The sequence below is a fragment of the Pseudomonas sp. genome (assembly GCF_036387035.1).
Classification (GTDB): Bacteria; Pseudomonadota; Gammaproteobacteria; order Pseudomonadales; family Pseudomonadaceae; genus Aquipseudomonas.
Genome location: NZ_DASVUM010000181.1, coordinates 1 through 5,220, shown reverse-complemented (window position 1 = coordinate 5,220; position 5,220 = coordinate 1). Strand labels below are relative to the sequence as shown.

Sequence of the window (5,220 nt, the reverse complement as noted above, 5' to 3'; positions counted from 1 at the left end):
ACGGGATTTTATCCGATGAGAAGCCTTCCTATTTTCTGTAACGAAAATGTAATATTCGGATTCGCATAACAATATAAAAAACGGGGTGCCTTGATGTTTGCCTTTTTCCGACCTGCCGCTCATCAGGCTCCGCTGCCTGCGGAGCGTGTCGACAGTACCTATCGCCGCCTGCGTTGGCAGATTTTCGCTGGTATCTTTTTCGGTTACGCCGGTTATTACCTGCTGCGCAAGAATTTCTCCTTGGCCATGCCTTACCTGATCGATGAGGGCTACACGCGGGGTCAGCTGGGGCTGGCGATCTCTGCAATTGCCATTGCGTACGGCCTGTCGAAATTCCTGATGGGCCTGGTGTCGGATCGCTCGAACCCTCGCTATTTCCTGCCGTTCGGGCTGGTGATTTCCGCGCTGGTCATGTTCGTGTTCGGATTCGCGCCTTGGGCGACGTCCAGTGTGACGATCATGTTCATTTTGCTGTTCATTAACGGCTGGGCCCAAGGCATGGGCTGGCCGCCGAGTGGGCGCACGATGGTGCATTGGTGGTCGCAAAAGGAACGTGGCGGTGTGGTGTCGGTGTGGAACGTAGCGCACAACGTCGGCGGCGGTTTGATCGGGCCGCTGTTCCTGCTCGGGCTCGGCTGGACCAACGACTGGCACGCCGCGTTTTATGTCCCGGCGGCCGTTGCGCTGTTTGTTGCTCTGTTCGCCTTCGTCACCATGCGCGACACCCCGCAATCGGTAGGCTTGCCGCCGGTGGAGGAATACAAGAACGACTACCCGGAAGGCTACGACGCGAGCCACGAGGAAGAATTCACCGCCAAAGAAATCTTCGTCAAATACGTCCTGCGCAACAAGATGCTCTGGTACATCGCGCTGGCCAACGTATTCGTCTACTTGCTGCGTTATGGCGTGCTGGATTGGGCCCCTACCTATTTGAAAGAAGCCAAACACTTCGACGTCGACAAGACATCCTGGGCGTATTTCTTCTATGAGTGGGCGGGCATTCCGGGCACGCTGTTGTGCGGCTGGATGTCCGACAAGATCTTCCGCGGCAACCGTGGCCTGACCGGTATCGTATTCATGGCAATGGTGACGGTTGCGACGCTGGTCTACTGGCTCAACCCGCCAGGCAACCCAACCGTCGACATGATTGCTCTGGTCTCGATCGGCTTCCTTATCTACGGTCCGGTCATGCTGGTCGGCTTGCAGGCGCTGGAGTTGGCACCGAAGAAAGCCGCTGGTACCGCAGCAGGTTTCACCGGTCTGTTCGGGTATCTCGGTGGCTCGGTCGCTGCCAGTGCACTGATGGGTTACACAGTTGACCATTTCGGCTGGGATGGCGGCTTCGTGCTACTGGTGTCCGCTTGCATCCTCGCGATAGCGTTCCTGGTGCCGACGCTCCGGCATACCCAGGTGGCGAGTCAGTCGCGAGAAGAAAGGGCTTAAGTCTCAACCGAAAAAGGCTTGATCAGTACGCTGATCAAGCCACGTCCGTTCAAGGGTATTGCTGGCGAGCGTGAAGGACGCTCAGGATCTCGATCCGATTTGTTAGTCGGTAGATAACCAGGTAATTCGGATGGACAATGATTTCGCGGGTATTGAGCACTCGACCTTTGGTGGCCAGTCTCGCTTTCAGCTGAGCCATGACTTCATCATGAGCGACGTTAGGTCGTGGGTCATCTACCGAAGACTGCACCTTGGCGCGGAGCCAGGCGTCATAACGCGCAGCCTGCTCTTCTGATTCGAACTCCGACACAAGCGGAGAAAGCCGAGCACTCATGATTAACTCCTCAGAGGGTTTCACTGCAGTCTAGCGTCTCGCGCGCAAGCCTGATCGAAAGATCGTGACCGGATGCTATATCGCCAACAACACCGGTCTGCAACGCTTGAACCGTGCCTCAAGGCTCAAGTCCGGCATGGCGTGAGTGCGCAGTGCGCGGATGGTTTGTTCGACGTATTCCCAAGTGCTTCCGTATCGTCCGCTGGCATTGGCCAGCACTTGGGTGAGCACGTTGTCAGGCAGGTTGCCAGCGTAACTGGGCAAATGACGCTCCAGCACAAATCCCAAAGCCTGCACCTTGGTGCCGTCTTCAAGTCGGCAGCTCAACCAGTGCGGGCGATAGGACGGGAAGGGCATTTCTCTTTGCCACAACGCCAACAGGGACTCGTCGATATTGTCCTCGGGCAACCGGTAGGCAAATCCGCTGCAGGAGCCGCCGCGATCCAGACCGAACACCAACCCTGGCTGCTCTGGCGTGCCACGGTGTTCGTGGGACCAAAGATAGAGACCGCGATGATAGCCGTGAACCCGCCCGCGCTGGCGTTCGACCGCGCTGCATTCGGGCCGCCAAATCAATGACCCGTAGGCGAACAACCAGATCGGGCCGCCTTGATGACGGCTCATCGTGGCGTGGATGGAGGCGAGAAGCTGCTCGCGGCTCAGTTTCGGCCCAAGGTCGATGACCGGTGGGTAAGACAACCCCAAACCGTCATGGACGGCTTCCGCCAGGATATTGATTTGATTCCCCATCTGGTTCCCCCCACCAGCACAACTGACGCCGGTGCAACGCTGAACACTCATGAAACGGGTCTGGCAACAACGAATGAACAATCAGACGGAATCGCAGGCAGTGTGACTTTCAGACTCGGCCGTCAGCGCATGGGTCACGCCAGAAAAACCGATATCTGACAAACAGTCATGCAATCCTCTGTCCACATCCTGCTCGCACGCCCTGGGCCTCAAGGCCTCGGCGCGTAAGCGAACACATCGGCACGCATCTGATGCGCGTCCATGCCGGCGAGCACCAGTGCATCAAGCGTCGAATAGACCATTGCCGGAGAACCGCTGGCGTACACATAAAGGGATTTCAGATCGCTGAAGTCCTCGCAGACCGCCTCGTGCAGCATTCCGCAACGCCCTTCCCAACCGCACAGGTCGCTGACGATTCTGTGCAGGAACAGGTTAGGCAGCGTCTGCCATTCATCCCAGTGTGTGAGCTGATAGAAGTCCTCGGGACGGCGCATTCCCCAGTACACGTGCACCGGGTAGGGAAAACCCTTGGAGCGGCAATGCTCGATCAGGCTGTGCATCTGCCCCATACCGGTGCCTGCCGCGATCAATACCAGCGGCCCGTCAGGCAGTTCGCCCAGGTGAGTATCGCCGAACGGCAGTTCAACCCGTGCCATGCCATCGCGCTGCAGCTGACTGATCAGATTTTGCGCACTGGCTTCGCGAGCGAGCACGTGAATCTCCAGATCGCGGCCGCTTTCCGGCGCAGAGGCCATGGAGAACGCTGACTTTTCGCCGTCGTCCCGATGGATCATCAAGTATTGGCCGGCGTGATAACGCGGCGGCTTGCCTGCAGGCGCGCGCAGCATCACGCGCCAGACATCGCCGCCGACCTCAACGCACTCGCTGACCTGGCAGGCGAACGTGCGCACCGGCAGCTCGCCGAGCGCCAGCACGCTATCCCACAGCACAATGCAGTCTTCCTGCGGCACCGCGAGGCACGTGTAGATTTCGCCATGCTGACGAATTTCCCCAGCCTGCTCCACGCTGCCCTCTACCAGCAGCGCCGAACAGATGTGGCAATTGCCGTTGCGACAGCTCTGAGGGCATTCGTAGCCCAGACGCTGAGCGGCATCGAGGATCCGCTCGCCTGGCAATGTTTCGATGACCGCACCGGATGGCTGCAAGGTTACACGCATCAATCAATTCCCAGCTGAGTCCAGATTTCGTCGATCCGGCGGGTCACCGCTTCGTCCTTGACGATAGCGCGACCCCATTCACGGGTGGTTTCGCCTGGCCACTTATGCGTGGCGTCGAGCCCCATTTTCGAGCCCAGGCCGGAGACCGGCGAGGCGAAATCCAGGTAGTCGATTGGCGTATTGTCGATCATCACCGTATCGCGCTTGGGGTCCATGCGCGTGGTGATTGCCCAGATGACGTCGTTCCAGTCACGGGCGTTGATATCGTCGTCGGTAACGATAACGAACTTGGTGTACATGAACTGTCGCAGAAACGACCAGACACCCAACATGACGCGCTTGGCATGGCCGGGGTACTGTTTCTTGATGGTCACAACAGCCATCCGATAGGAACAACCCTCAGGTGGCAGATAGAAGTCGACGATTTCCGGAAACTGCTTCTGCAGGATCGGCACGAAGACTTCGTTCAGCGCAACGCCGAGAATGGCAGGCTCGTCGGGCGGCCGACCGGTGTAGGTGCTGTGGTAGATCGGCTTGATACGGTGGGTGATGCGCTCGACCGTGAAGACCGGGAAGCTGTCGACCTCGTTGTAATAGCCGGTGTGGTCGCCGTACGGCCCCTCATCCGCCATTTCGCCGGGATGGATCACACCCTCAAGCACAATTTCAGCGCTGGCCGGGACCTGCAGATCATTGCCACGGCACTTGATCAGCTCGGTGCGATTGCCCCGCAGAAGACCCGCGAATGCGTACTCGGACAGGCTGTCTGGCACCGGCGTCACGGCGCCGAGAATCGTGGCCGGGTCAGCGCCCAGGGCCACCGAGACCGGGAATGGCTGGCCCGGGTGCTTGTCGCACCAATCCTTGAAGTCCAGCGCGCCGCCGCGGTGGCTCAGCCAGCGCATGATCACCTTATTGCGGCCGATCACCTGCTGGCGATAAATGCCCAGATTTTGCCGTTCCTTGTTTGGCCCACGCGTCACCGTCAGGCCCCACGTGATCAACGGGCCGACATCGCCCGGCCAGCAGGTCTGCACCGGCAGCATGCCGAGGTCGACGTCATCACCCTCGATCACAATCTCCTGACAGGGCGCGTCCTTGACGACTTTCGGCGCCATGGCGATGACTTTTCTGAAGATGGGGAGCTTGGACCAGGCGTCTTTCAAACCCTTGGGCGGCTCGGGCTCTTTGAGGAACGCCAGCAGCTTGCCGATTTCCCGCAGCTCTGAGACCGACTCGGCGCCCATGCCCATGGCGACGCGCTCGGGCGTGCCGAACAGGTTGCCGAGAACCGGAATATCAAAACCGGTCGGCTTTTCGAACAGCAGCGCCGGCCCCTTGTTGCGCAGGGTCCGATCGCAGATTTCGGTCATTTCCAGAACAGGGGAAATGGGTACCTGGATGCGTTTCAACTCTCCGCGCTGCTCAAGCTGCTGCACGAAATCCCGTAGATCCTTGAATTTCATTAACCCGGCCACTCACCAAATAGATGCACATCCTACCTGCTCTGACCGC

5 protein-coding genes are annotated in these 5,220 nt (G+C 59.0%); 1 reads left to right on the top strand and 4 read right to left on the bottom strand.

The window, feature by feature from the left end:
• Positions 1–93 precede the first annotated feature (93 nt).
• A complete protein-coding gene (gene glpT / locus VF672_RS17310; RefSeq protein ID WP_331105785.1) occupies positions 94–1,443 on the top strand; it encodes a glycerol-3-phosphate transporter in 1,350 nt (449 codons plus the stop codon).
• Positions 1,444–1,492: 49 nt separating this feature from the next.
• Here glpT and VF672_RS17305 read toward each other — a convergent pair whose 3' ends face one another.
• The 4 genes from VF672_RS17305 to ubiD all read right to left on the bottom strand — a co-directional run bounded on the left by VF672_RS17305 (position 1,493) and on the right by ubiD (position 5,171).
• The gene (locus tag VF672_RS17305) at positions 1,493–1,777 is read right to left on the bottom strand and encodes a type II toxin-antitoxin system RelE/ParE family toxin (RefSeq protein WP_331105784.1); all 285 of its coding nucleotides are present in this window, start codon (positions 1,775–1,777) and stop codon (positions 1,493–1,495) included.
• 75 nt (positions 1,778–1,852) lie between these two features.
• Positions 1,853–2,527 carry a gamma-glutamylcyclotransferase gene (locus VF672_RS17300; RefSeq protein ID WP_331105783.1) on the bottom strand — a complete coding sequence of 225 codons (675 nt, stop codon included), beginning with the start codon at positions 2,525–2,527 and terminating at the stop codon, positions 1,853–1,855.
• A gap of 209 nt (positions 2,528–2,736) precedes the next feature.
• Complete coding sequence (locus VF672_RS17295) at positions 2,737–3,705, bottom strand: CDP-6-deoxy-delta-3,4-glucoseen reductase (RefSeq protein WP_331105782.1); 969 nt, start codon at positions 3,703–3,705, stop codon at positions 2,737–2,739.
• A complete protein-coding gene (ubiD, locus tag VF672_RS17290; RefSeq protein WP_331105781.1) occupies positions 3,705–5,171 on the bottom strand; it encodes a 4-hydroxy-3-polyprenylbenzoate decarboxylase in 1,467 nt (488 codons plus the stop codon). The genes VF672_RS17295 and ubiD overlap by 1 nt, the downstream gene beginning before the upstream one ends.
• Positions 5,172–5,220 lie beyond the last annotated feature (49 nt).